The 22,807-nt window shown below is 65.9% G+C and carries 26 protein-coding genes; 18 read left to right on the top strand and 8 right to left on the bottom strand.

All coding sequences use genetic code 11. The features are described 5' to 3' along the window. The first annotated feature begins 87 nt into the window (after window positions 1-87). The 7 genes from J0F76_RS01265 (at window position 88) to J0F76_RS01235 (ending at window position 7,881) form a co-directional block, all read left to right on the top strand. On the top strand, window positions 88-564 hold the full coding sequence (locus J0F76_RS01265) for a formate dehydrogenase subunit gamma (RefSeq protein WP_207464869.1): 477 nt from the start codon (window positions 88-90) through the stop codon (window positions 562-564). Beyond that, complete coding sequence (locus tag J0F76_RS01260; protein ID WP_207464867.1) at window positions 561-2,078, top strand: formate dehydrogenase beta subunit; 1,518 nt, start codon at window positions 561-563, stop codon at window positions 2,076-2,078. The genes J0F76_RS01265 and J0F76_RS01260 overlap by 4 nt, the downstream gene beginning before the upstream one ends. Then, complete coding sequence (gene fdhF, locus J0F76_RS01255) at window positions 2,075-4,981, top strand: formate dehydrogenase subunit alpha (protein ID WP_207464865.1); 2,907 nt, start codon at window positions 2,075-2,077, stop codon at window positions 4,979-4,981. The genes J0F76_RS01260 and fdhF overlap by 4 nt, the downstream gene beginning before the upstream one ends. 9 nt (window positions 4,982-4,990) lie before the next feature. Then, a complete protein-coding gene (gene fdhD / locus J0F76_RS01250; RefSeq protein ID WP_207465097.1) occupies window positions 4,991-5,824 on the top strand; it encodes a formate dehydrogenase accessory sulfurtransferase FdhD in 834 nt (277 codons plus the stop codon). Beyond that, window positions 5,814-6,014 carry a formate dehydrogenase subunit delta gene (locus J0F76_RS01245; RefSeq protein ID WP_207464863.1) on the top strand — a complete coding sequence of 67 codons (201 nt, stop codon included), beginning with the start codon at window positions 5,814-5,816 and terminating at the stop codon, window positions 6,012-6,014. The genes fdhD and J0F76_RS01245 overlap by 11 nt, the downstream gene beginning before the upstream one ends. A gap of 113 nt (window positions 6,015-6,127) precedes the next feature. Next, on the top strand, window positions 6,128-7,036 hold the full coding sequence (locus J0F76_RS01240) for a diacylglycerol/lipid kinase family protein (RefSeq protein ID WP_341351542.1): 909 nt from the start codon (window positions 6,128-6,130) through the stop codon (window positions 7,034-7,036). After that, window positions 7,033-7,881: a metallophosphoesterase family protein gene (locus J0F76_RS01235; protein WP_207464859.1), complete on the top strand. Its 849-nt coding sequence runs from the start codon at window positions 7,033-7,035 to the stop codon at window positions 7,879-7,881. Before J0F76_RS01240 ends, J0F76_RS01235 begins: the two co-directional genes overlap by 4 nt. On the opposite strand, the gene modC is transcribed toward J0F76_RS01235, so the two are convergent. Genes modC through modA form a run of 3 tightly spaced genes read right to left on the bottom strand, consistent with a single transcriptional unit; the run spans window position 7,821 to window position 10,340 of the window. Next, on the bottom strand, window positions 7,821-8,909 hold the full coding sequence (modC, locus tag J0F76_RS01230; protein WP_207464857.1) for a molybdenum ABC transporter ATP-binding protein: 1,089 nt from the start codon (window positions 8,907-8,909) through the stop codon (window positions 7,821-7,823). The genes J0F76_RS01235 and modC overlap by 61 nt on opposite strands. Further along, entirely contained in the window at window positions 8,906-9,601 is a 696-nt protein-coding gene (gene modB, locus J0F76_RS01225) for a molybdate ABC transporter permease subunit (protein WP_207464855.1), read from the bottom strand. Before modB ends, modC begins: the two co-directional genes overlap by 4 nt. A 1-nt stretch (window position 9,602) precedes the next feature. Continuing rightward, window positions 9,603-10,340, bottom strand: coding sequence for a molybdate ABC transporter substrate-binding protein (gene modA, locus J0F76_RS01220; RefSeq protein WP_207464852.1), 738 nt, complete (start codon window positions 10,338-10,340; stop codon window positions 9,603-9,605). 284 nt (window positions 10,341-10,624) lie between these two features. Here modA and rpsA point away from each other — a divergent pair, with 284 nt between their 5' ends. From rpsA to trpB, 6 genes are all read left to right on the top strand, one after another. Then, window positions 10,625-12,304, top strand: a complete 1,680-nt coding sequence (gene rpsA, locus J0F76_RS01215; protein ID WP_207464850.1) for a 30S ribosomal protein S1 — start codon at window positions 10,625-10,627, stop codon at window positions 12,302-12,304. 199 nt (window positions 12,305-12,503) lie between these two features. Next, window positions 12,504-12,788, top strand: coding sequence for an integration host factor subunit beta (gene ihfB / locus J0F76_RS01210; protein WP_207465095.1), 285 nt, complete (start codon window positions 12,504-12,506; stop codon window positions 12,786-12,788). 57 nt (window positions 12,789-12,845) lie between these two features. Then, window positions 12,846-13,265, top strand: a complete 420-nt coding sequence (locus J0F76_RS01205) for a LapA family protein (RefSeq protein ID WP_207464848.1) — start codon at window positions 12,846-12,848, stop codon at window positions 13,263-13,265. Between the two features lie 2 nt (window positions 13,266-13,267). Then, window positions 13,268-13,903, top strand: coding sequence for a phosphoribosylanthranilate isomerase (locus J0F76_RS01200; RefSeq protein WP_207464846.1), 636 nt, complete (start codon window positions 13,268-13,270; stop codon window positions 13,901-13,903). Continuing rightward, window positions 13,900-14,349, top strand: coding sequence for a GNAT family N-acetyltransferase (locus tag J0F76_RS01195; RefSeq protein WP_207464844.1), 450 nt, complete (start codon window positions 13,900-13,902; stop codon window positions 14,347-14,349). The genes J0F76_RS01200 and J0F76_RS01195 overlap by 4 nt, the downstream gene beginning before the upstream one ends. Window positions 14,350-14,397: 48 nt before the next feature. Further along, window positions 14,398-15,624, top strand: a complete 1,227-nt coding sequence (trpB, locus tag J0F76_RS01190; protein WP_207464842.1) for a tryptophan synthase subunit beta — start codon at window positions 14,398-14,400, stop codon at window positions 15,622-15,624. 3 nt (window positions 15,625-15,627) lie between these two features. Here the strand turns inward: trpB and J0F76_RS01185 are convergent, their stop codons facing one another. From J0F76_RS01185 to pth, 3 genes are read right to left on the bottom strand one after another with little or no spacing between them, the layout of a single operon-like run. Then, entirely contained in the window at window positions 15,628-16,230 is a 603-nt protein-coding gene (locus tag J0F76_RS01185; protein ID WP_207464840.1) for a DUF4893 domain-containing protein, read from the bottom strand. Next, on the bottom strand, window positions 16,217-16,591 hold the full coding sequence (locus J0F76_RS01180) for a DUF2237 family protein (protein ID WP_207464838.1): 375 nt from the start codon (window positions 16,589-16,591) through the stop codon (window positions 16,217-16,219). The genes J0F76_RS01185 and J0F76_RS01180 overlap by 14 nt, the downstream gene beginning before the upstream one ends. Window positions 16,592-16,651: 60 nt before the next feature. Beyond that, window positions 16,652-17,344: an aminoacyl-tRNA hydrolase gene (pth, locus tag J0F76_RS01175; protein WP_207464836.1), complete on the bottom strand. Its 693-nt coding sequence runs from the start codon at window positions 17,342-17,344 to the stop codon at window positions 16,652-16,654. A 153-nt stretch (window positions 17,345-17,497) separates the two neighbouring features. On the opposite strand from pth, the gene J0F76_RS01170 reads away from it, so the two are divergent. The 5 genes from J0F76_RS01170 (at window position 17,498) to J0F76_RS01150 (ending at window position 20,849) form a co-directional block, all read left to right on the top strand. Further along, window positions 17,498-18,130 carry an ATP-dependent Clp protease proteolytic subunit gene (locus J0F76_RS01170; RefSeq protein WP_207464834.1) on the top strand — a complete coding sequence of 211 codons (633 nt, stop codon included), beginning with the start codon at window positions 17,498-17,500 and terminating at the stop codon, window positions 18,128-18,130. 153 nt (window positions 18,131-18,283) lie between these two features. Further along, on the top strand, window positions 18,284-19,549 hold the full coding sequence (gene clpX / locus J0F76_RS01165) for an ATP-dependent Clp protease ATP-binding subunit ClpX (RefSeq protein ID WP_207464832.1): 1,266 nt from the start codon (window positions 18,284-18,286) through the stop codon (window positions 19,547-19,549). Between the two features lie 110 nt (window positions 19,550-19,659). Beyond that, entirely contained in the window at window positions 19,660-20,034 is a 375-nt protein-coding gene (locus J0F76_RS01160; RefSeq protein WP_207464830.1) for an NADH:ubiquinone oxidoreductase subunit NDUFA12, read from the top strand. Further along, a complete protein-coding gene (gene mlaD, locus J0F76_RS01155; protein ID WP_207464828.1) occupies window positions 20,035-20,502 on the top strand; it encodes an outer membrane lipid asymmetry maintenance protein MlaD in 468 nt (155 codons plus the stop codon). After that, a complete protein-coding gene (locus tag J0F76_RS01150) occupies window positions 20,499-20,849 on the top strand; it encodes a DUF2155 domain-containing protein (RefSeq protein WP_341351541.1) in 351 nt (116 codons plus the stop codon). Before mlaD ends, J0F76_RS01150 begins: the two co-directional genes overlap by 4 nt. On the opposite strand, the gene aat is transcribed toward J0F76_RS01150, so the two are convergent. Next, window positions 20,816-21,445, bottom strand: a complete 630-nt coding sequence (gene aat / locus J0F76_RS01145; protein WP_207464826.1) for a leucyl/phenylalanyl-tRNA--protein transferase — start codon at window positions 21,443-21,445, stop codon at window positions 20,816-20,818. The two genes, J0F76_RS01150 and aat, sit on opposite strands and share 34 nt — an antisense overlap. A 9-nt stretch (window positions 21,446-21,454) precedes the next feature. Beyond that, entirely contained in the window at window positions 21,455-22,801 is a 1,347-nt protein-coding gene (gene accC / locus J0F76_RS01140; RefSeq protein ID WP_207464823.1) for an acetyl-CoA carboxylase biotin carboxylase subunit, read from the bottom strand. Window positions 22,802-22,807 lie beyond the last annotated feature (6 nt).

The following is a 22,807-nucleotide window of genomic DNA, read 5'->3' as shown; positions in this document are numbered from 1 at the left end:
CTCTATCAACTGACGGAACAACGATATTGATTTCGGAATGTTGAACCTGCTTTGATATCCGCCAAAGGATCGTCGAAAGGCCAGCATATGCATTCCCATGCGCCAGCCCCGACCGAGGAGGAGATCCGGGGCGTCGTCGCGCCGCTTGCCTCTCTGGAAGGGCCACTTCTGCCGATGCTGCACGCGTTGCAGGAGACCTGGGGTTTCGTGCCGCAGGCTGCCGTGCCGGTGCTGGCGGACATCCTGAACCTGGGCCGGGCCGAGGTGCATGGCGTCATCAGCTTCTACCACGACTTCCGCGATCATCCGGCGGGACGCCACGTCCTGAAGATCTGCCGGGCCGAGGCCTGCCAGTCCATGGGCGCCAACGCGCTTGCCGAATCCACCTTGCAAAAGCTGGGAATTGGCTGGCACGGCACCACGTCCAACGGTGCCCTGACGGTGGAACCCGTCTATTGCCTGGGCATGTGCGCCTGCGCCCCCGCCGCCATGGTGGACGGCAAGGTCGTGGGCCGCGTCGACGACGCCCGCATGGACCGCATTCTGGCCGAGGTGGGCGCATGAAGATCTTCGTTCCCGGGGACAGCGCCGCCAAGGCGCTTGGCGCGGATGATGTCGCCGATGCTCTCGCACGCGAGGCTGCGGCGCGCGGACTGGACGTGCAGCTTGTCCGCAACGGCACGCGCGGCATGGTCTGGTTGGAGCCTCTGGTCGAGGTTGACACACCCGAGGGCCGGATCGGTTACGGAAACGTGACCCCCGACCAAGTGCCGGATCTTCTGGACGGCAAGCTGAACGGGCTTGGCCGGGTCGAGGACATCGACTGGTTCGCCCGCCAGACCCGCCTGACCTTTGCCCGCTGCGGACTGATCAACCCCTTGGACATGGACGACTACGGGGCGCATGGCGGTCTTGTGGGCCTGCGCCGCGCGCTGGGCATGACCAAGGCCCAGATCGTGCAGGAGGTCATCGACAGCGGCCTTCGCGGGCGTGGTGGCGCGGGCTTTCCGACCGGCATCAAGTGGAAGACCGTGGCCGAGGCAGAGGCCCCGCAGAAATACATCGTCTGCAACGCCGACGAGGGCGACAGCGGCACCTTCGCCGACCGCATGATCATCGAGGGCGATCCCTTCCAGTTGATCGAAGGCATGGCCATTGCTGGCCTGGGCGTGGGCGCGACGCGGGGCTATGTCTATCTGCGGTCCGAATACCCCGACGCCATTCATATCCTGACGCAAGCGGTGAAGATCGCCCGCCAGCGAGGCCTGCTGGGCGCCGATGTACTGGGATCGGGCCGCGCCTTCGACATGGAGGTCCGCACCGGCGCGGGCGCCTATGTCTGCGGCGAGGAAACCAGCCTGTTGAACAGCCTGGAAGGCAAGCGCGGCACCGTGCGCGCCAAGCCGCCGCTGCCCGCGCTTCAGGGCTTCCTGGGCCAGCCCACGGTCGTGAACAACGTCATCTCGCTGACCACGATCCCGGTGATATTCGAACGCGGGGCGAAACACTACGCCGACTTCGGCCTGGGCCGATCGCGCGGCACCGTGACCTTGCAGATCGCCGGAAACGTCAAGCGCGGCGGTCTGTTCGAGACCGCCTTCGGCCTGACCCTGGGCGAGGTCGTGAACGACATCGGCGGCGGCACCGCCAGCGGGCGGCCCGTCAAGGCGGTGCAGGTGGGTGGCCCGCTGGGCGCCTACATGCACATCGACCAGTTCCACACGCCGATGGGATACGAGGAATTCGACAGCCAAGGCGGGCTGATCGGCCATGCCGGGCTTGTGGTCTTCGACGACACCGTGGACATGCTGCGCATGGCGCGCTTCGCGATGGAGTTCTGCGCCGTCGAATCCTGCGGCAAGTGCACGCCCTGCCGGATCGGCGCGGTGCGCGGTGTGGAAACCATCGACCGCATCGCCCAGGGCGACCCGGACGCGATCCCGCTGCTGACCGACCTGTGCGAGACGATGAAGGACGGATCATTGTGCGCGCTTGGCGGCTTCACGCCGTTTCCGGTCATGTCCGCGCTCCGAAACTTCCCCGACGATTTCGCCACCTTCAAGGAGGCAGCCGAATGAGAGACTTCATCATCCCCCAATACCCGCCGGGCGACGACCGCGACATGGGCACCCCCGCCCGCAGCGGCCTGCCGGTCACGATCAGCGTGGACGGGATCGCCGTGACGGTGCCCGAGGGCACATCCGTCATGCGCGCCGCCGCCGAGGCCGGGATCATGGTCCCGAAACTCTGCGCCAGCGACAACATGGAGGCCTTCGGATCGTGCCGCCTGTGCGTGGTGGAAATCGAAGGCCGCCGCGGCACGCCCGCGTCCTGCACCACGCCGGTGGTCGAGGGCATGGTCGTCCACACCCAGTCCGACAAGCTGCGCCGGATGCGCAAGGGGGTGATGGAGCTTTACATCAGCGACCACCCGCTCGACTGCCTGACCTGCGCGGCCAATGGCGACTGCGAACTGCAGGACATGGCGGGCAACGTCGGCCTGCGCGACGTGCGCTACAAGGCGCCCGAAGATCGTTCGCTGGTCAATCACTTCGCCACGCGCGACGGGGCGGGGATAAACGCGCTGTATGTCCCCAAGGACGAGAGTAACCCGTATTTCACCTATGATCCGGCCAAGTGCATCGTCTGTTCCCGCTGCGTCCGCGCCTGCGAGGAAGTGCAGGGCACCTTCGCCCTGACCATCGAGGGCCGCGGCTTCGACAGCCGCGTCAAGGCGGGGGCCGTGAGCGACGACTTCCTGACCTCGGACTGCGTGTCCTGCGGCGCCTGCGTGCAGGCCTGCCCGACCGCGACCCTGCAGGAAAAATCCGTGATCGAACTGGGCACGCCCGAACGGTCGGTCATCACGACCTGCGCCTATTGCGGCGTGGGGTGCAGCTTCAAGGCGGAACTGAACGGCGACCAACTGGTACGCATGGTCCCCTACAAGCACGGCAAGGCCAACCGGGGCCATTCTTGCGTCAAGGGCCGCTTCGCCTATGGCTATGCCCAGCACAAGGATCGCATCCTGAAGCCGATGATCCGCGACAGCATCGACCAGCCGTGGCGCGAGGTCGAATGGGCCGAGGCGATCGCCTTCGCCGCCGCCAAGATGAAGGGCATACAGGAGAAATACGGCCGCAAGTCGGTGGGCGTCATCACCTCCAGCCGCTGCACCAACGAGGAAACCTATCTGGTGCAAAAGCTGACCCGCGCGGTCTTCCGTAACAACAACACCGACACCTGCGCCCGCGTCTGCCATTCACCGACGGGTTATGGCCTGGGAAAGACCTACGGCACGTCCGCCGGGACGCAGGACTTCGACAGCGTCGAGGCCGCCGATGTGGTGGTGGTCATCGGTGCAAACCCGACCGACGGCCACCCGGTCTTTGCCAGCCGCCTGAAAAAGCGACTGCGCCAGGGCGCCAAATTGATCGTGGTCGATCCCCGCCGCACCGACATCGTGCGGTCCGCCCACATCGAGGCGCAGTATCACCTGCCGCTGAAGCCCGGCACTAACGTGGCCGTCGTCACGGCAATGGCCCATGTCATTGTGACCGAGGGGCTGTTTGACGAGGATTTCATCCGCACCCGCTGCGATTGGGACGAATTCCAGTTCTATGTCGATTTCGTCAGCGACCCGCGCCACGCGCCCGAGAACGTGGAACTGCTGACCGGCGTTCCCGCCGCCGACCTGCGTGCCGCCGCGCGGCTTTATGCAACCGGCGGCAATGGCGCGATCTACTACGGCCTGGGCGTGACGGAACACAGCCAGGGCTCCACGACTGTGATCGGCATCGCCAACCTTGCCATGCTGACCGGCAACATCGGCCGTCCCGGCGTCGGCGTGAACCCCTTGCGCGGTCAAAACAACGTGCAGGGATCTTGCGACATGGGCAGCTTCCCGCACGAACTGCCCGGCTATCGTCACGTCAAGCTGCCCGATGTTCGCGCGATCTTCGAAAAGGCCTGGAACTGCGAGATCGATCCCGAACCCGGCCTGCGCATCCCGAACATGCTGGACGCGGCGGTCGAGGGCACCTTCAAGGGCCTCTACTGCCAGGGCGAGGATATCCTGCAATCCGACCCGGATACCAAGCACGTCTCGGCAGGGCTTGCGGCGATGGAATGTGTGATCGTCCACGACCTGTTTCTGAACGAGACCGCGAACTATGCCCATGTCTTCCTGCCGGGATCGTCGTTCCTGGAAAAGGACGGCACCTTCACCAATGCCGAACGCCGCATCAACCGCGTCCGCAAGGTGATGGCCCCCCGCAACGGTTACGAGGATTGGGAAGTCACGCAGCTTCTGGCGAACGCCCTGGGCGCGGGCTGGCACTATACCCACCCCCGCCAGATCATGGAGGAGATCGCGGCCACGACCCCCAGCTTCGCGGGCGTCACCTATGAGGTGCTGGAGGAGAAGGGGTCCGTCCAGTGGCCCTGCAACGAGACGGTGCCGGACGGCACACCCTTGATGCACGTGGATGGCTTCGTGTCGGGCAAGGGGCATTTCATGGTCACCGAATATGTGGCGACCGACGAACGCACCGGCCCGCGCTTCCCGCTGCTGCTGACTACGGGGCGGATCCTCGCCCATTACAACGTGGGCGCGCAGACCCGGCGGACCGAGAACGTCGCCTGGCACCCCGAGGACGTGCTGGAGATCAACCCCCACGACGCCGAGTTCCGGGGGGTGAAGGACGGCGACTGGGTGCGGCTGGCCTCTCGTTCGGGGGAAACGACGCTGCGGGCGGTGCTGACCGACCGGGTGGCGGCGGGCGTGGTCTATACCACCTTCCATCACCCGGCGACGCAGGCTAACGTGGTCACGACCGACTTCTCGGATTGGGCGACGAACTGCCCGGAATTCAAGGTGACGGCGGTGCAGGTCAGCCCCTCGAACGGTCCGACGGACTGGCAGGAAAGCTATAACGAACAGGCCGAACGGTCGCGGCGGATTCTGACCGCCGCGGAGTGAACCATGGAAATGCCGCCGCCCTTCGGGGCCACGGATGCGACCCATCACCGGCCCGGTTTTCCAAAGGGGGGCAGCAGCGTCGCCGTCACGCGCGCGCTGCCCGAGGAAACGGCCATCGCCATGGTCTATGACGGCACCACCCATGCCGTGATGATGGCGACGCCTGCGGATGTTCAGGACTTCGCGGTGGGCTTCTCGCTGACCGAGGGGATCGTCACCGGCCTGGACCAGATCGCATCCTGCGAGGTGATCCCCCACCCGAAGGGGATCGAGGCGCAGATGTGGCTGGCCGAGGATCGCGGCGCCCAGCTTGCCGCCCGTCGCCGGTCGCTGGCGGGGCCGGTTGGCTGCGGATTGTGCGGCATCGACAGCATCGAGGCCGCGGTGCGGTCCCTCCCCACCCTTGCCGGGATCGGTCCGGTCCTGACGGTCGAGGAGATCGCGTCGGCGACCGAGTCCCTGCGCGGATGGCAGCCGCTGCATGACCGCACGCGGGCCGTTCACGCGGCGGGCTTCCTGCTGCCGGGGCAGGGCGTCGTTTTGGCACGCGAAGACGTGGGCCGTCACAACGCCTTGGACAAGCTGATCGGCGCCATGGTCCGGCAGGGCATCGACCCCGCCCAAGGCGCCATCGTCCTGACCAGCCGGATATCCACCGAAATGGTGCAGAAATGCGTCATGGCTGGCTGCACCATTCTGATCGCCGTGTCCGCCCCCACGCTGCACGCCCTGCGCCTGGCCGAGGGCGCGGGCCTGACCCTTGCCGCCTTTGCGCGGGGCGAGGGGTTCGACCTGTTCTGCCACCCCCAGCGGCTGCGCGCCGAGGTTTTCGATGTCGCCTGAAAAGATGGTCACCATGGCCAACCAGATCGCCACCTTCTTCGACACGCAGCCTGGCGATGCGCCCGACAAGATCGCCGCGCACCTGAAGGACTATTGGGAACCGCGGATGCGGAGCCAGCTCAGGGACTATGTCGCGGCGGGCGGGGCGGGCCTGCGCCCCTCGGTGCAAGAGGCCGTGCAGCGACTTTGATCCCGCGGGCGTGAAACCGTCCCGGCGCTCTGCGTGTTGATAGGCGAAATCACACCGGGGGACGGATGCGCGATACAGCCGATAGGGTGGACCTGTCCGCCTGCCGATTATGCGTGATCGGGAACCGCGGGTCGGGCAAGAAGGACGGCAGCCAGCAGTCCCGCATCATCCGCGACGCTCTGGAGGGCAAGGTCGCCGAATTCGCCTTGCGCGAAACCGACCGGGGCGACCAACTGATGTCCCTTGCCAGGCAGGCGGTCGAGGATGGCTTCGATATTGTGGTGGCCTATGGCGGCGACGGCACGCAGTCGGCGGTCGCGGGTGCCTTGGCGGGAACCCGGACCATGATGGGCGTGCTGCCCGGCGGCACCTTCAACTATTTCGCGCGGGACCTGGGTGTGGGCGAGACGGTCGAGGATGCGCTGGAAACGCTGCTCGATGCCCGCGTCAAATCCGTCGATGTCGGCCAGATCGAGAACCTGATCTTCCTCAATAACGTAAGCCTTGGCGCCTATCCGCATATCCTCAAGACGCGCGAGGGGATCTACAAGAGGTGGGGCAGGTCGCGGGTCGCGGCCTATTGGTCGGTGCTGGTGGCGCTGCGCCGGCTGCGCAATCCGATGCAACTGACAGCCAAGGTCGACGGGCAGTCGCGCCATTTCACCACGGCGCTCGTGTTTGTCGCGCGCAGTGCCTATCAGTTGGATGCGTTCGGGTTGGACGGGGCGGAGGCGATCCGGGACGGGCAGTTCGCCGTGCTGATCGCCAAGGCGCGGCGGCCCCTGCCGTTGCTGCGGTCCGCCTTCCGCCTGGCCTTCGGGTTCAGCGCCAAGGACAGCGACTTCGACCTGATCGTCACCGACAATTTGGTGATCGAAACCGGAAAGCGCCAGCAACTGGTTGCCCATGACGGGGAAAAGACCCGCATGGTTAGCCCCTTCCACCTGAGGGTCCGGCATGGCGACCTGCGGGTTCTGGTGCCTGCGGACGATGTCAGCAAGACCAGGGGCGTCGCGGAATGACGCGCATCGTCCATCTTTCGGACCTGCATTTCGGCTTTCACCGTGCCCGATTGCTCGATCACCTGCTGGAGCGGGTCAATCATGCCCGCGCCGATCTGGTGGTTCTGACGGGGGACATCACCCATCGCGGACGGTCCGCCCAGTATGCCCAGGCCGCTGCCTTCCTGTCGCGCATCGAGGCGCCCTTGATGGCGGTGCCGGGCAATCACGACGTGCCGCTCTACAACCTGCCGATGCGGTATCTCATGCCCTATGCCGCCTATCGCCGTGCCATGGGGCCAGAGCTTTCGCCGACGCGGCAGGCGGGCGGGGTGCGCGTTCTGGGCATGAACAGCGTCGATCCCTTCGCCGTGCAGCGGGGCATCGTCCGCGACGGCGAGATCGGCCGCCTGACAGGAGGGCTGGACCCGACGGCCATGAACGTCGTGGCCATGCACCATCCCCTGGAGCATCTGGCCCAGGTCGACAAGGAACTGTCGCGCCGCGCGCCCGAGGCATTGGCCCGGCTGGAACGGGCGGGTGTCCAGATCGTGCTGTCGGGGCACCTGCATGTCTGGGCGACGGGCGCGATGCTGGACCAGACGACGCATCCCGGGGTGCTGCAGATCCAGGGCGGCACGGCGCTGTGCGCCCGTGTCTCGGACCGGCAGAACGAATTCGCGGTGCTGCAGATCGACGGAACGCTGCTGACCATCGAACGCCACATCGCCCCCATGGACGAGCCGTCTTTCCGCCCCCCGGAATACGAGCATTTCTCGCGCGAGAGCGGGATCTGGGTCGCCCATCAGCCCCTGGAAACGCCGATCGTTCCGGGTGCGACGGAAACCGCCTTCAGCACCGCGTAAACGGGCACGCCGGGCGACAGGCCCAGCACGTCCGCCGACCGCGCCGTGATGCGCGACAGGATCATCTGGTCGCCGGCCTGCAGCCGCACAAGGACGCCGCCCGGCACGGCCGTCATGTCATGCACCTGCGCCGGAATGACGTTCAGCGCCGATATTCCGCGGGGCGGCGCGGTGGCGATCATGACGTCCTGCGCCAGGATGCGCAGTCTCAGCCCGGTGCCGACGGGCGCGGCGATCCGCGGCAGGAACAGCGGACCGGCGGACGTGAGCAGCCGCGTCAGGCCGTCGGGTTCCTGCGCCTCGATCCGTGCGGTCAGGACGGCGCCCGTCTCGGCCATGCCGAACAGCGGGGCCACGGCGGGATCGGACAGCATGGCGGCGACCGGACCTGCCGCAGATACGCGGCCCTTGTCCATCAACACCACGGTTGTCGCCAGTCGCGCGACCTCGGCCGGGGAATGGCTGACATACAGGATCGGCAGCCCGGCATGATCGCGAAGACGCTCCAGATAGGGCAGGATCTCGTCCTTGCGGGCCTGGTCCAGCGCCGCCAGCGGCTCGTCCATCAGCAGCAAGCGCGGGTGGCACAGGATCGCCCGGCCCAGCGCGACGCGCTGGCGCTCGCCCCCCGACAAGGCCGCCGGGCGGCGGGACAGCATATGGCCGATGCCCAGCATCTCGACCACGCGGGACAGGTCCGCCTGCTGCCCGCGCCCGGTGAACCAGTGGCCGTAAAGCAGGTTCTGCCGGACATTCAGGTGCGGAAACAGCCGCGCCTCCTGAAAGACATAGCCGATGCCGCGGCGATGCGGGGGCAGGAAGACGCCTGCGTCGCTGTCGGTCAGCACCATATCCCCGACTGTCACACGGCCCGATTGAGGGCGCAGCAGCCCGGCCACAGCGTTGACGACCGTGGTCTTGCCCGATCCCGAATGCCCGAACAGCGCCGTCAGCCCGGCAGGCGCCTGAAACGACGCGTCAAGCTGGAAGCCCGGAAAGGCATGGCGCAGCGTGACCGTCAGCATCACAGGCCCCGGATGCGGCGGGCGATCAGCCGGGACAGCCATTCGGACAGGAACAGCGCGGCCATGGCGATCACGACCGCGATCAGCACCAGCCGCGCCGCGGCAGCCTCGCCCCCCGGCACCTGCAGGAAGGCATAGATGGCCGAGGGCAGGGTCTGCGTCTGGCCGGGGATGTTCGACACGAAAGTGATGGTGGCGCCGAACTCTCCCATTGCCTTGGCGAAGGCCAGGATCGCGCCCGTCATGATGCCCGGCAGGATCAGCGGCAGCGTCACGGTCAGGAACACCCAGGGACGTGGCGCCCCAAGCGTCGAGGCCGCCTGTTCCAGTTTCGGGTCCACGGCCTCGATGGCAAGGCGGATGGCGCGGACCATCAGCGGAAAGGCCATGATCGCCGCGGCAAGCGCCGCCCCGGTCCAGCGGAAGGCCAGGACAATGCCGACCTGGTCCAGCCACTCGCCGATCCAGCCCCGACGCCCGAAGGTCAGCAGCAACAGATATCCCGTGACGACCGGAGGTAGGACCAGCGGCAGATGCACCAGCCCGTTCAGCAGCCCGTGACCCGGAAAGCGCCAGCGCGCCAGCGCATAGGCCACGAATACCCCCAGCGGCAGGCTGGCCGCGACCGCCCACAGCGATACCCGGATAGACAAGCGCACGGCCTGCCAAGCCTCGGGGGTCAGCCAGTCGGTCAAGTCAGTCCGTCACCGTGAATCCATGCCTTTCGAAGATCGCATCGGCGGAACCCCCGGACAAGGCATCATAGAAGGCCCGGTCGGCATCGTCGGCGGCAGGGGTCAGCAGCGCGGCGGGATAGGTGATCGGGGGGTGGCTGCTTGCAGGAAACTCTCCCACGATGGTCACGTCGTCCTCGGCAGCCGCATCGGTCGCGTAAACGATCCCGTAGGGCGCCTCGCCCGTCGCGACCAGGGCAAGGGCGGCGCGCACGTTGTCGGCCTGCGCGACATCGGCCTGCACCTCGTCCCACAGCCCGAGGGTTTGCAGGGCAGCCTTGCCGTATTGACCGGCGGGCACGGAATCGACCAAGCCCATCGCCAGCTTGCCGCCCCCCAGCATTCCTTTCAGGTCGGTCCCGGCCCCGATCAGGACCGGCTGCGCATCGCCATGCGCGATCAGGACCAGCCTGTTGCCCAGCAGATCCTGCCGGGTTTCCACCAGATCGGCGCCCTCCACCTCGTCCATCCAGTCGCCGCTGGCCGAGATGAACAGGTCGGCGGGCGCCCCCTCGATGATCTGCTTGGCCAGGGCGTTCGACCCGGCATAGGAGATCGTCACCTCATGGCCGGTGTTACGCATGAAGTCTGCCGCGACTTCGTCAAGCGCGTTCTTCAGCGAGGCGGCGGCGAAGACAGTGACGTTGTCGGCAGTGGCGGGGGTGGCAAGCAGTGCAAGCAGCAGGGCAGGGCGGATCATCGGGGCCTCTGGCGTTATGTCCCGCCGAACCTATCGCCGGCACCCGATGCGGCGCAAGCGATATTTCCATACGGATATAACCTGTCTGGGACGTTTTTTGTTGTATTCAGACCCTTCCGGGCCTATATGACCGCCAGTCTTTTGGGCGAGATGGTCAGAACAGGCCGCATCGAAACGGGTCGGGCGTCATGCCGCGACCCTTTGTCGTTCCCGAAGGACGCCATAAAGACCGGCGGAGCCAACCGCATGGCCAGTAAAATCGTCGTAAAGGAAACCGATCATATATGTGCGCTAAAGCGACCATGGAGGAATTCGAAGCCCTCCTGAACGAAAGCTTCGACATTGACACCCCGGACGAAGGTTCGGTCGTCAAGGGCCGCGTCATCGCCATCGAGGCGGGACAGGCCATCATCGACGTCGGCTACAAGATGGAAGGCCGCGTCGATCTCAAGGAATTCGCGAACCCGGGCGAAGAGCCGAACCTGAAGGTCGGCGACGAGGTCGAGGTTTACTTGGACCGCGTGGAAAACGCCCGCGGCGAAGCCAGCATCTCGCGCGAGAAAGCCCGCCGCGAGGAAGCCTGGGACCGCTTGGAAAAAGCCTATGCCGATGAAGAGCGCGTCGAAGGCGCCATCTTCGGCCGCGTCAAGGGCGGCTTCACCGTCGACCTGGGCGGCGCCGTGGCCTTCCTGCCCGGCAGCCAAGTCGATGTGCGCCCCGTGCGCGACGCCGGCCCGCTGATGGGTCTGAAGCAGCCGTTCCAGATCCTGAAGATGGACCGCCGCCGGGGCAACATCGTCGTGTCGCGCCGCGCCATCCTGGAAGAAAGCCGCGCCGAACAGCGCGCCGAGGTCATCGCCAACCTGACCGAAGGCCAGACCGTGAACGGCGTCGTCAAGAACATCACCGAATACGGTGCGTTCGTCGATCTGGGCGGCGTTGATGGCCTGCTGCACGTCACCGACATGGCATGGCGCCGCGTCAACCACCCGTCCGAGATCCTGAACATCGGCGAGACCGTCAAGGTCCAGGTGATCAAGATCAACAAGGACAGCCACCGCATCAGCCTGGGCATGAAGCAGCTGCAGGCCGATCCGTGGGATACCGTGGGCGACAAGTTCCCGATCGGCTCGGTCCACCAGGGCCGCGTGACCAACATCACCGACTACGGCGCGTTCGTTGAGCTGGAAGCCGGTGTCGAGGGTCTGGTCCACGTTTCGGAAATGAGCTGGACCAAGAAGAACGTCCATCCGGGCAAGATCGTCTCGACCTCTCAGGAAGTCGAAGTGATGGTGCTGGAGATCGACGAGGCCAAGCGCCGCGTGTCGCTTGGTCTGAAGCAGACGCAGCGCAACCCGTGGGAAGTCTTCGCGGAAACCCATCCGTCGGGCACCGTCATCGAAGGCGAAGTCAAGAACATCACCGAATTCGGTCTGTTCGTCGGCCTCGAAGGCGACATCGACGGCATGGTCCACCTGTCGGACATCTCGTGGGATGCCCGCGGCGAGGACGCGATCCAGGACTTCCGCAAGGGCGACGTGGTGAAAGCCGTCGTTCAGGACGTGGATGTCGAGAAGGAACGCATCAGCCTGTCGATCAAGGCCCTGGAAAACGAGCACATGGCCGAAGCCGTTGACGGCGTGAAGCGTGGCTCGGTGGTGACGGTCGAGGTCACGGCGATCGAGGATGGCGGCATCGAGGTGGAATACAACGGCGTCAAGTCGTTCATCCGCCGCAGCGATCTGGCCCGCGACCGCCAGGACCAGCGCCCCGAGCGTTTCGGCGTCGGCGACAAGGTCGATGCGCGCGTCACCAACATCGACACCAAGACCCGTCGTCTGGGCCTGTCGATCAAGGCGCGCGAGATCGCCGAGGAAAAGGAAGCCATCGACCAGTACGGCAGCTCGGATTCGGGCGCCTCGCTGGGCGACATCCTGGGCGCCGCCCTGAACCGCAACAACTGATCGCGGTTCCTTGACCTGATATCGCCCGCTCCGCCTTCGCGGAGCGGGCATTTTCATGCCTGCGGAAGGGGCAGGGAGGTTCTAGGTCTCTTGCGCGAAGGGACCAAAACTGGCATCGCTATGGAAACTGGGAACCTTTTGCCGCGTTGCCGTCTTGTCGCACGTCCTGCGAACACCTGTTTCGCCACCTGGGGGGATGATGATCCGTTCCGAACTGATCCAGCTTATCGCTGACGAGAACCCGCACCTGTTCCGGCGTGACGTCGAAAGGATCGTGAACACCGTTTTCGAAGAGATCATAGATGCGATGGCGCGCGGCGACCGGGTGGAGCTTCGCGGATTTGGCGCCTTCTCCGTCAAGAAGCGCGACGCCCGCACCGGCCGGAACCCCCGCACCGGAGAGTCGGTGGATGTCGACCAGAAATACGTGCCCTTCTTCAAGACCGGAAAACTGCTGCGCGATCGGTTGAACGGTGACGCCTGACAGGCGTAGAAGGTTGCCGGACAGGCCGTGCCCTGCGGCCGCAAGCAAGGACTACCGATGCGCTTTCTTCGTCTGATCTTCATCGCGGCCCTGGCGATCATCCTGATCGCGGTGGCGCTGGCCAACCGTGACATCGTCACCCTGTCGGCCTTTCCCGCGAACTTCGGGCAGTATCTGGGCGGCCGCTGGTCCGTCGATCTGCCGTTGTTCCTGGTGATCTTCCTGGCATTTGCCTTGGGAATGCTGGCGGGTCTTGTCTGGGAATGGCTGCGAGAATCGCATATCCGCCGAGAGGCGCGCACACACGCCTTTCGCGCTGCCCAGCTTGAAAACGAGGTGGGCCACCTGCGCGACCGCCATGCCGCCCCCAAGGACGAGGTTCTGGCCATCCTCGACCGGCCGAAGTCCGCTCCGCCCGCCGTTCCCCTGGCCTCGCCCGAGCCTGCCCCCGGCACCACCCTGCCGGCCACTCGCTGACCATGGCGCAGGTCAAGATCTGCGGGTTGCGCAGGCCCGAGCATGTCGAGGCTGCGGCGGCAGCGGGTGCGCGCTATGTCGGCTTTGTCTTCTTCCCGAAATCGCCCCGTGCCGTATCGGCCGAGGAAGCGGCCTTGCTGGCGCCCCATGTTCCGGTCGGCGTGGCCCGTGTCGGGCTGTTCGTCGACCCTGACGATGAAACGCTTGGATCGGTTCTGGCGCAGGTGCCTCTGGACATCATCCAGCTTCACGGGTCCGAGACGCCGGACCGCGTGGCGGCCGTCAAGGCGCTGACCGGCCTGCCGGTGATGAAGTCCGTTGGCCTCTCCGGTCCCGCCGACCTGCCCGCGCTGACCGACTACGGGCTGGTGGCGGATATGCTGCTGGTGGATACCAAGCCGCCGAAGGACTCGGACCTGCCCGGCGGCAATGGCTTGTCCTTCGACTGGCGCCTGCTGGTCGGGCGCCAGTGGCTGCGTCCCTGGATGCTGGCGGGCGGCCTGACCGCGCAGAACGTGGCCGAGGCGATCCGCCTGACCGGGGCTCCCGCCGTCGATGTGTCCTCGGGCGTCGAGGTGGAGCCGGGCGAGAAGGACGAGGCTCTGATCCGCGCCTTTGTCGCGGCGGCGAACCAATGACCGTCGCCTTTCGTCCTGCCCGGCCGCAGGACGTGGCGGCAATCGTGGACCTGCTGGCGGATGACATCCTGGGGCAAGGCCGCGAGGGGGCGGCGGACCTGACACCCTACCTGTCGGCTTTCGAAGCGATCCGGGACGATCCCCACAACCTGCTGATTGTCGGCGAGGACGATGGCGCCATCGTCGCCTGCTACCAGATCACCTTCATCACCGGCCTGTCGCAGATGGGCGCGCGTCGGGCCCAGATCGAAGGCGTGCGCGTCGCCCGGGACCGGCGTGGCAAGGGCATCGGAGCGACGCTCATCGCCGATGCCGAACAGCGCGCCCGCGATGCGGACTGCCGGCTGATGCAGTTCACGACCAGCAAGGCGCGGGACGATGCGCACCGCTTCTACGACCGCTTGGGCTTCACCCCCAGCCATATCGGCTATAAGAAGACGCTGTAAGGGCTTCTTCGTTGCCCAAATACCCATTCCAACCGTGAAGGCAGGCGCATGGCCGACGATCTGGTGAACAGCTACAAGACCGGACCCGACGAACAGGGCCGCTTCGGCATCTATGGCGGCCGCTTCGTCAGCGAGACGCTGATGCCCCTGATCCTGGATCTGGAAGCGGAATACGAGCGCGCCAAGACCGACCCGGATTTCTGGGCCGAGATGAACGACCTGTGGGAACATTACATCGGCCGCCCCTCGCCCTTGTATCATGCCGAGCGCCTGACGGAACATCTGGGCGGCGCCAAGATCTACATGAAGCGCGACGAGCTGAACCATACCGGCGCGCACAAGGTCAACAACGTGCTGGGCCAGATCCTGTTGGCCCGCCGCATGGGCAAGACCCGGATCATCGCCGAAACCGGCGCGGGCCAGCACGGCGTGGCGACGGCCACGGTCTGCGCGCGCTTCGGCCTGAAATGCATCGTCTACATGGGCGCCCATGACGTCGAACGCCAGGCGCCGAACGTCTTCCGGATGCGCCTGCTGGGGGCCGAGGTCATTCCCGTGACCAGCGGCCGCGGCACGCTGAAGGACGCGATGAACGACGCCCTGCGCGACTGGGTGACCAACGTGCGCGACACCTTCTATTGCATCGGCACGGTGGCCGGGCCGCACCCCTATCCGGCCATGGTGCGCGATTTCCAGTCGATCATCGGCAAGGAGGTCAAGGAACAGATCCTGCCGCGAGAGGGCCGGCTGCCCGATACCATCGTCGCGGCCATCGGCGGCGGATCCAACGCCATGGGGCTGTTCTACCCGTTCCTTGACGACAAGGAGGTGCGGATCATCGGGGTCGAGGCCGGCGGCAAGGGCGTGGACGACCGGATGCAGCACTGCGCCAGCCTTTCCGGCGGCCGGGCGGGCGTCCTGCACGGCAACCGCACCTACCTGCTGCAGGACGACGACGGGCAGATCCTCGAAGGCCACTCGATCAGTGCCGGCCTGGACTATCCCGGCATCGGCCCGGAACATGCCTGGCTGAACGACACGGGCCGCGCCCAGTACGTCAGCATCACCGATGACGAGGCCTTGGCCGCCTTCCAGTTGTGCTGCGAACTGGAAGGCATCATCCCCGCGCTGGAGCCCAGCCATGCGCTGGCCCATGTGATGAAGATCGCGCCGGACCTGCCCAAGGACCACCTGATCGTGATGAACATGTGCGGACGCGGCGACAAGGACATCTTCACCGTCGCCAAGCATCTGGGCTTCGACATCAAGACCTGAAGATCAACGGCTTAGCGCCAGGATGTTGAAGCGCGATTCAAGATGGGGGTCGGGAAACATCACCCGACCCTTGTTGCCGTCGAGCATCTCGACCACGCCCACCTCGGGCACCCTCTGCGGGTCGGACCCGATGGTTGAAAAGGGCGGCAGATCGGCATAGGGCGGCGGGGTATCGCCCGCGATGAAGCCTGTGCCCAGATAGACGAGGCGGTCGCCGTCCTGATGGATTTGGCCCTTCGTGCGCTGCGATCCAGTCAGCTTCTCGAAGCCGCCATCGCTGCCGATCCGGCAGCGGAACGGCTGATAGACCGTGATCGGCAGCAGCCCTCCCACCTTGATCATCCGGCAGGACCATTCGCCGGCCATCACGGGTCCTGCCCGATCCGGGGGCAGGGGCGTGCCCTGCAGCACATCGCTCAGGACCGCCAGGTCCGCCCCGTCCCCGCCCGAGAAAGCCTGCAGCAAGGCATCGCCCGCCGCTGCGTGATACTCCTGCAGACGGCGTTGGTCGTCGGCATGGATCGCTGTTCCGTCGGACAGCTGCTGCGAGAACCCCGCGACCGGCAGCAGCCAAAGCAGCGCGGCCAGACGTTCAGCCCTGAGCATCGACCGCATGTGCACGCAACAGCTCCAGGGGAATGATGTCCAGGGCCCGCGCATGGGTGGATTCCAGCACCACCCGCGGGGCGGCAAACTCTTGTGCGGCCTGCAGGAACCGCGCGGCGCAAAGGCACCAACGGTCGCCGGGCTTCAACCCGTCGAACCGGAACTCGGGCCGGGGCGTGGACAGGTCGTTGCCCAGGTATTTCGACACGGCCAGGAACTCGGCATCGACGATCACGCAGACGGTATGGCTGCCCGCGTCGCCTTGCCCGGTATCGCAGCAGCCGTTTCGATAGAACCCGGTCAAGGGCTTCATCGAACATGGCTCCAGCCGGGTTCCCAGCACGTTCAGCGATGGCTCCATGGCAAGTCCTCCCCCTTGCAGGCTACAACCACCGGCGGGCGCCGCCAAGGCCCGCGCCGATCACGACTGCCGAAACCGATCGGTGAGCTGCCGCAGCTTGTCGGTCAGGCTGGCAGGCTCGGGGGTGGGGGCAGCCGGAGCAGGCGCAGGCCTTTCCGGCGCAGGCCGGGTGCCGCTGTTCCGGGCAGGCTGCATCCGCGCGGCCACCGCGTTCTGGAAGCGCGGACCGTCGCCCTCGGCCAAGGCCGCCGCGCCGTCCGAGATGCCGCGCAGCAGGTCGTCCAGCCAGTCCCCGTCTGCCTTGGCGAAGTCGGACAGGACATAGCCCGCTACCCGGTCCTTGTCGCCCGGATGGCCGATCCCCAGCCGGACGCGGTCATAGTCCGCACCGATGTGCTGGTGGATCGATCGCAGGCCGTTGTGACCGGCATGGCCGCCGCCCTGCTTGACGCGGCACTTGCCGGGGGCAAGATCCAGTTCGTCGTGCAGCACGATCACGTCGGCGGGCGCCAGCTTCAGATAGCGCATCGCCTCGCCCACGGACTGTCCCGACAGGTTCATGAAGGTCTGCGGCATCAGCAGCGTCACGCGGGCATTGCCCAGCCTGCCTTCGCAGACCAGTCCCTGGAAGCGGGCCTTCCACGGGGAAAGGCCATGATCCCCGGCGATCCTGTCCACGGCCATGAAGCCGATATTGTGCCGGTTCGCCGCGTATTTCGCGCCGGGATTGCCCAGTCCGACGATCAGCTTCACGCCTGCCTCCTGCTGCCCGATGGGGCGAAGTTCGTTCCATGCCTTGCGGCGGACCTTGCCCGTTACTAAGACTCTGTCAACCTTTCGCGGCTAACAGATGGGATCAGCGCCCTGACGAATCGCGCAAGCAGGGACACAAGGCAAGGACAGACGATGAGCGATCCGGCAGAATTCTACATGAACACCCTCGTTCCCATGGTGGTCGAACAGACCTCGCGCGGGGAACGGGCCTACGACATCTTCTCGCGGCTGCTCAAGGAACGGATCATCTTCGTCTCGGGGCCCGTCCATGACGGCATGTCCACCCTGATCTGCGCGCAACTGCTGTTCCTGGAGGCGGAAAACCCGAACAAGGACATCAGCATGTACATCAACAGCCCCGGTGGCGTCGTGACCTCGGGCCTGTCGATCTATGACACAATGCAGTATATCCGCCCCCGCGTGTCGACGCTGGTGGTCGGGCAGGCCGCGTCCATGGGCTCGCTGCTGCTGGCCGCGGGCGAGCCTGGGCTGCGCTATTCGCTGCCGAACAGCCGGGTCATGGTCCACCAGCCGTCCGGCGGATTCCAGGGGCAGGCGACCGACATCCTGATCCACGCGCGCGAAACCGAGAAGCTGAAGCGCCGCCTGAACGAGATCTATGTCCAGCACACCGGCAGGACGCTGGAGGAGGTCGAGGAGGCGCTGGAGCGCGACCGCTTCATGTCGCCCGAGGAGGCGAAGGACTGGGGCCTGATCGACGAGGTCGTTGCCCCGCGCGGCAAGGCGGAACCCGAGAAGAAATAGACTTGTTGGGGATTGTGACGGGCGCGCGTCAACCCTAACATAAAGAACAGACGCCGTGGCGGGCCGACCGCCACGGATCAATTCAGACGCGGCACAGGGTAACCGGCGCCGCCTGCGGGTCGAAAGGTCCGCGGCAATCGAGGAACGTGGACGATGGCGAACCAGTCCGGCAGTGACAGCAAGAATACGCTCTATTGCAGCTTTTGCGGCAAGAGCCAGCATGAGGTGCGCAAGCTGATCGCGGGACCGACCGTGTTCATCTGCGACGAATGCGTCGAACTGTGCATGGACATCATCCGCGAGGAAACCAAGTCCTCGGGCCTGAAGTCCGGTGACGGGGTGCCGACGCCCAAGGAAATCTGCGGCGTCCTGGACGACTATGTGATCGGCCAGGAACATGCCAAGCGCGTGCTGTCCGTCGCGGTGCACAACCACTACAAGCGGCTGAACCACGGCGCCAAGGGCGATATCGAGCTGGCCAAGTCGAACATCCTGCTGATCGGCCCGACCGGCTGCGGCAAGACGCTACTGGCCCAGACGCTGGCCCGCATCCTGGACGTGCCCTTCACCATGGCCGACGCCACCACGCTGACCGAGGCCGGCTATGTGGGCGAGGATGTCGAGAACATCATCCTCAAGCTGCTGCAGGCGTCGGAATACAACGTCGAACGCGCACAGCGCGGCATCGTCTATATCGACGAGGTGGACAAGATCACCCGCAAGTCCGACAACCCCTCGATCACCCGCGACGTGTCGGGCGAGGGGGTGCAGCAGGCCCTGCTGAAGATCATGGAGGGCACGGTGGCCTCGGTGCCGCCGCAGGGCGGGCGCAAGCATCCGCAGCAGGAATTCCTGCAGGTGGACACGACCAACATCCTGTTCATCTGCGGCGGCGCCTTCGCGGGCCTCGACCGGATCATCGCGCAGCGCAACAAGGGCACGGCGATGGGCTTCGGCGCCTCGGTCAAGGAGAACGACGACCGCGGCGTGGGCGAGCTGTTCAAGGAGCTTGAGCCTGAGGATCTGCTGAAATTCGGCCTGATCCCGGAATTCGTGGGCCGTCTGCCGGTCATCGCCACCCTGACCGACCTGGACGAGGAAGCGTTGATCATCATCCTGACCAAGCCGAAGAACGCCTTGGTCAAGCAGTACCAGCGCCTGTTCGACCTGGAAGGGGTGCAACTGACTTTCACGGAAGACGCGCTGCAGGCCATCGCCAAGCGCGCCATCAAGCGCAAGACCGGCGCGCGGGGATTGCGTTCCATCATGGAGGACATCCTGCTGGACACCATGTTCGAACTGCCCGGCATGGACAGCGTCGAGGAGGTCGTGGTGAACGAGGAAGCGGTTGACAACGCCGCGACCAAGCCGCTGCTGATCCATTCCGACCCGAAGAAGGAAACGGCCTCGGCGGGCTGACGAAGGGGCCGCAAGGCCCCTTTTCAACAAGCCCTTGGTGCGGTCAGTCTGGATCTTCGCCGCGCTTTGCGCCATATCACTGCCAGCCAAAGACCAAGAGGTTTCCGCCCATGTCCTTTCTGCTCCGCGCCCTGACCTGGTGGAACAGCCAGACCATCAATACCCAGTTCTGGACTTGGCGGAACGGCATCAAGGTCGGAGAGGATGGCGAGGGCAACATCTTCTACCAGAACAAGGACGGGTCCCGGCGCTGGGTGATCTATAGCGGCGAATCCGAGGCAAGCCGGGTCAGCCCCGAATGGCACGGCTGGCTGCACCATACCTGGGACGAGCCGCCCACCAAGGCCCCCTTGGCCCACAAGGCTTGGGAAAAACCCCACAAGGAAAACCGGACCGGGATGCCCGGCGCCTATTATCCCGACGGTTCGCTGTACCACGCGGACCAGCCGGCGCGACGCGACTACGATGCGTGGCAGCCGGAATAGATGACCGCGGCAAGCGAGCACCGGGCGGAACTGCTGGCCGGCGCGGCAGTGCTGGCGACGGCGGCGGGCTTTTTGCTGTGGGGCTTCGGCAGCGGCTTCGTGCAGGACCATGGCTACGAGCTGACGGCGTCCTTCCCCGACGTGGATGGCATTGCCGTCGGCACCGAGGTCCGGCTGGCAGGGGTGCAGGTTGGCCGGGTGTCCAGCGTGTCGCTGAACCCCTCGACCTACATGGCTGATGCAAGGCTGACGATCCCCGATGAGATCGCGCTTCCCGCCGACAGCGCGGCGCTGATCCAGTCGGACGGCTTGCTGGGGGGCGCCTATATCCAGATCCAGCCCGGCGGCAGCCCCGAGAACCTCGCCCCCGGTGACGAGATCGAGGACGTCCAGGGCGCCGTCAGCCTGTTGTCGCTGATGATGAAGTTCGTGGACAGCCAGGCGCAGGACGAGGGAGAGCAGCCGTGATCCGTGCGGCCCTGCTGCTGGCAGCCTTGGCGGCCCCCGCTGCCGCTCAGGACGTGGCCCGTGCCGACGGCGCGCTGCTGCGCGGGCTCGACAAGATTTCCGGCCGGACGACGGACCTGCCGGTGCAGGTCGGGCAGGCTGTCCGTTATGGACGGCTTGAAGTTCGTCTCGGCGAATGCCGCTATCCGGCAGGCGATCCAAGTTCCGACGCCTATGCGCAACTGACCGTCACGGACACGTCCGAGAACGTGACGCTGTTCAGCGGCTGGATGATTTCGTCCTCTCCTGCGCTGTCCGCCTTGGACGACGCCCGCTATGATATCTGGGTGATTTCCTGCCAAAGCTGATCGGCGGTCGGCAGGGGATGTGACTTCAGGTCCGCGCGCCGGGTCAGGGCATCCGCCAGCAGCAGGTGATAATGCTCTCTCGGGATCTCGACGCCGCCCATGCGGGCCAGGTGCGGGGTCAGGAATTGCGTGTCGAACAGCGTGAACCCGCAGCGTGCCAGATGGCTGGACATCCACAACAGCGCCATCTTCGACCCGTTGGTCCGGGTGGAAACCATGGATTCGCCGAAGAAGGCGGTGCCAAGCGTCACGCCGAAAATGCCGCCCGCGAAGCTGCCGTCGTGGCGGATCTCCAGGGCATGGGCGTGGCCGGTCTCATGCAGGCGATGGTAGAGGCGGGCAAGCGGCGCGTTGATCCAAGTCGTGTCGCGATCGGCGCAGGCAGCGACAACCGCGTCGAAGTCCCCGTCCAGATGCGCCGACCAGCCACCTTTCCGCAAATCTTTCAGTAGGGACCGCGACGCGTGGACCCGGCCGATGGGCAGGACACCCCGCAAAGGCGGGTCATACCAGTAGAGCCGCGGATCATAGGCGCTTTCCGCCATGGGAAAGACGCCCCGCGCATAGCCCTTGAGCAGTTGCGCAGGCGTCAGCATGGGCGCGGATCAGCCGAACTTCCGGTCCAGCCAGCGTTCCAGCCAGTGGATCGAGTAGTTGCCCGACAGGATATCGGGTTCCTGCAGAAGCGCGGTGAACAGCGGCACGGTGGTATCGACGCCATCGACGATCAATTCGCCCAGGGCACGGTCCAGGCGCGCCAAGGCCTCGGCCCGGTCGCGGCCATGCACGATCAGCTTGCCGATCAGGCTGTCATAGTAGGGCGGGATCGAATAGCCGTCGTAAAGCGCGCTGTCCATCCGCACCCCAAGCCCGCCCGGCGCGTGATACTGGGTGATCCGGCCGGGGCAGGGAGAGAAGCCCGGCACCTTTTCGGCGTTGATGCGCACCTCGATCGAATGGCCGCGAATCGACAGGTCTTCCTGCCGGAACTCCATCTCCTCGCCCGAGGCCACGAGGATCTGCTGGCGGACCAAGTCCACGCCGAAGATCGCCTCGGTCACGGGATGTTCCACCTGCAGGCGGGTGTTCATCTCGATGAAGTAGAACTCGCCGTCCTCATACAGGAACTCGATGGTGCCGGCGCCGGAATAGCCGATCTTGGCCACGGCATCGGCGCAGGTCTTGCCGATGCGGGCGCGTTCCTCGGCGGTGATGGCGGGGCCGGGCGCCTCCTCCAGCACCTTCTGGTGGCGGCGCTGCAGGGAACAGTCGCGTTCGCCCAGATGGACCGCGCGGCCCTTGCCGTCGCCGAAGACCTGGATCTCGATATGGCGCGGCTTCTGCAGGTATTTCTCGATATAAACGTCGGGATTGCCGAAGGCGGCCTTGGCCTCGGCCCGCGCGGTGCGGAAGGCGACCTCTAGGCCCTTGTCGTCATGGGCGACCTTCATGCCGCGCCCGCCGCCGCCTGCGGTGGCCTTGATGATGACGGGATAGCCGATCTCGGCCGCGACCCTGCGGGCGGTCTCGACATCGTCCACGCCGCCGTCGCTGCCCGGCACGCAGGGCACGCCAAGGTTCTTCATCGTGTCCTTGGCGGTGATCTTGTCGCCCATGATGCGGATGTGTTCCGCGCGCGGGCCGATGAAGGTGATGCCGTGATCCTCGACCATCTGCACGAAGGCCGCGTTTTCTGACAGGAAGCCATAGCCGGGATGGATCGCCTGGGCGCCCGTGATCTCGCAGGCCGAGATGATGGCGGGCATCGACAGGTAGCTGGCCGATGACGGCGCGGGGCCGATGCAGACGGATTCATCGGCCATGCGGACATGCATCGCGTCGGCGTCGGCGGTGGAATGGACCGCGACCGAGGCGATGCCCATCTCGCGGCAGGCGCGAATCACGCGCAGGGCAATCTCGCCGCGATTGGCGATCAGGATCTTGTCGAACATCCGCGC

This window comes from Paracoccus fontiphilus (assembly GCF_017356265.1).
Lineage (GTDB): Bacteria > Pseudomonadota > Alphaproteobacteria > Rhodobacterales > Rhodobacteraceae > Paracoccus > Paracoccus fontiphilus.
Note: the sequence above shows the minus strand (reverse complement) of the source record. Positions and strands in the feature narration are given on the sequence as shown.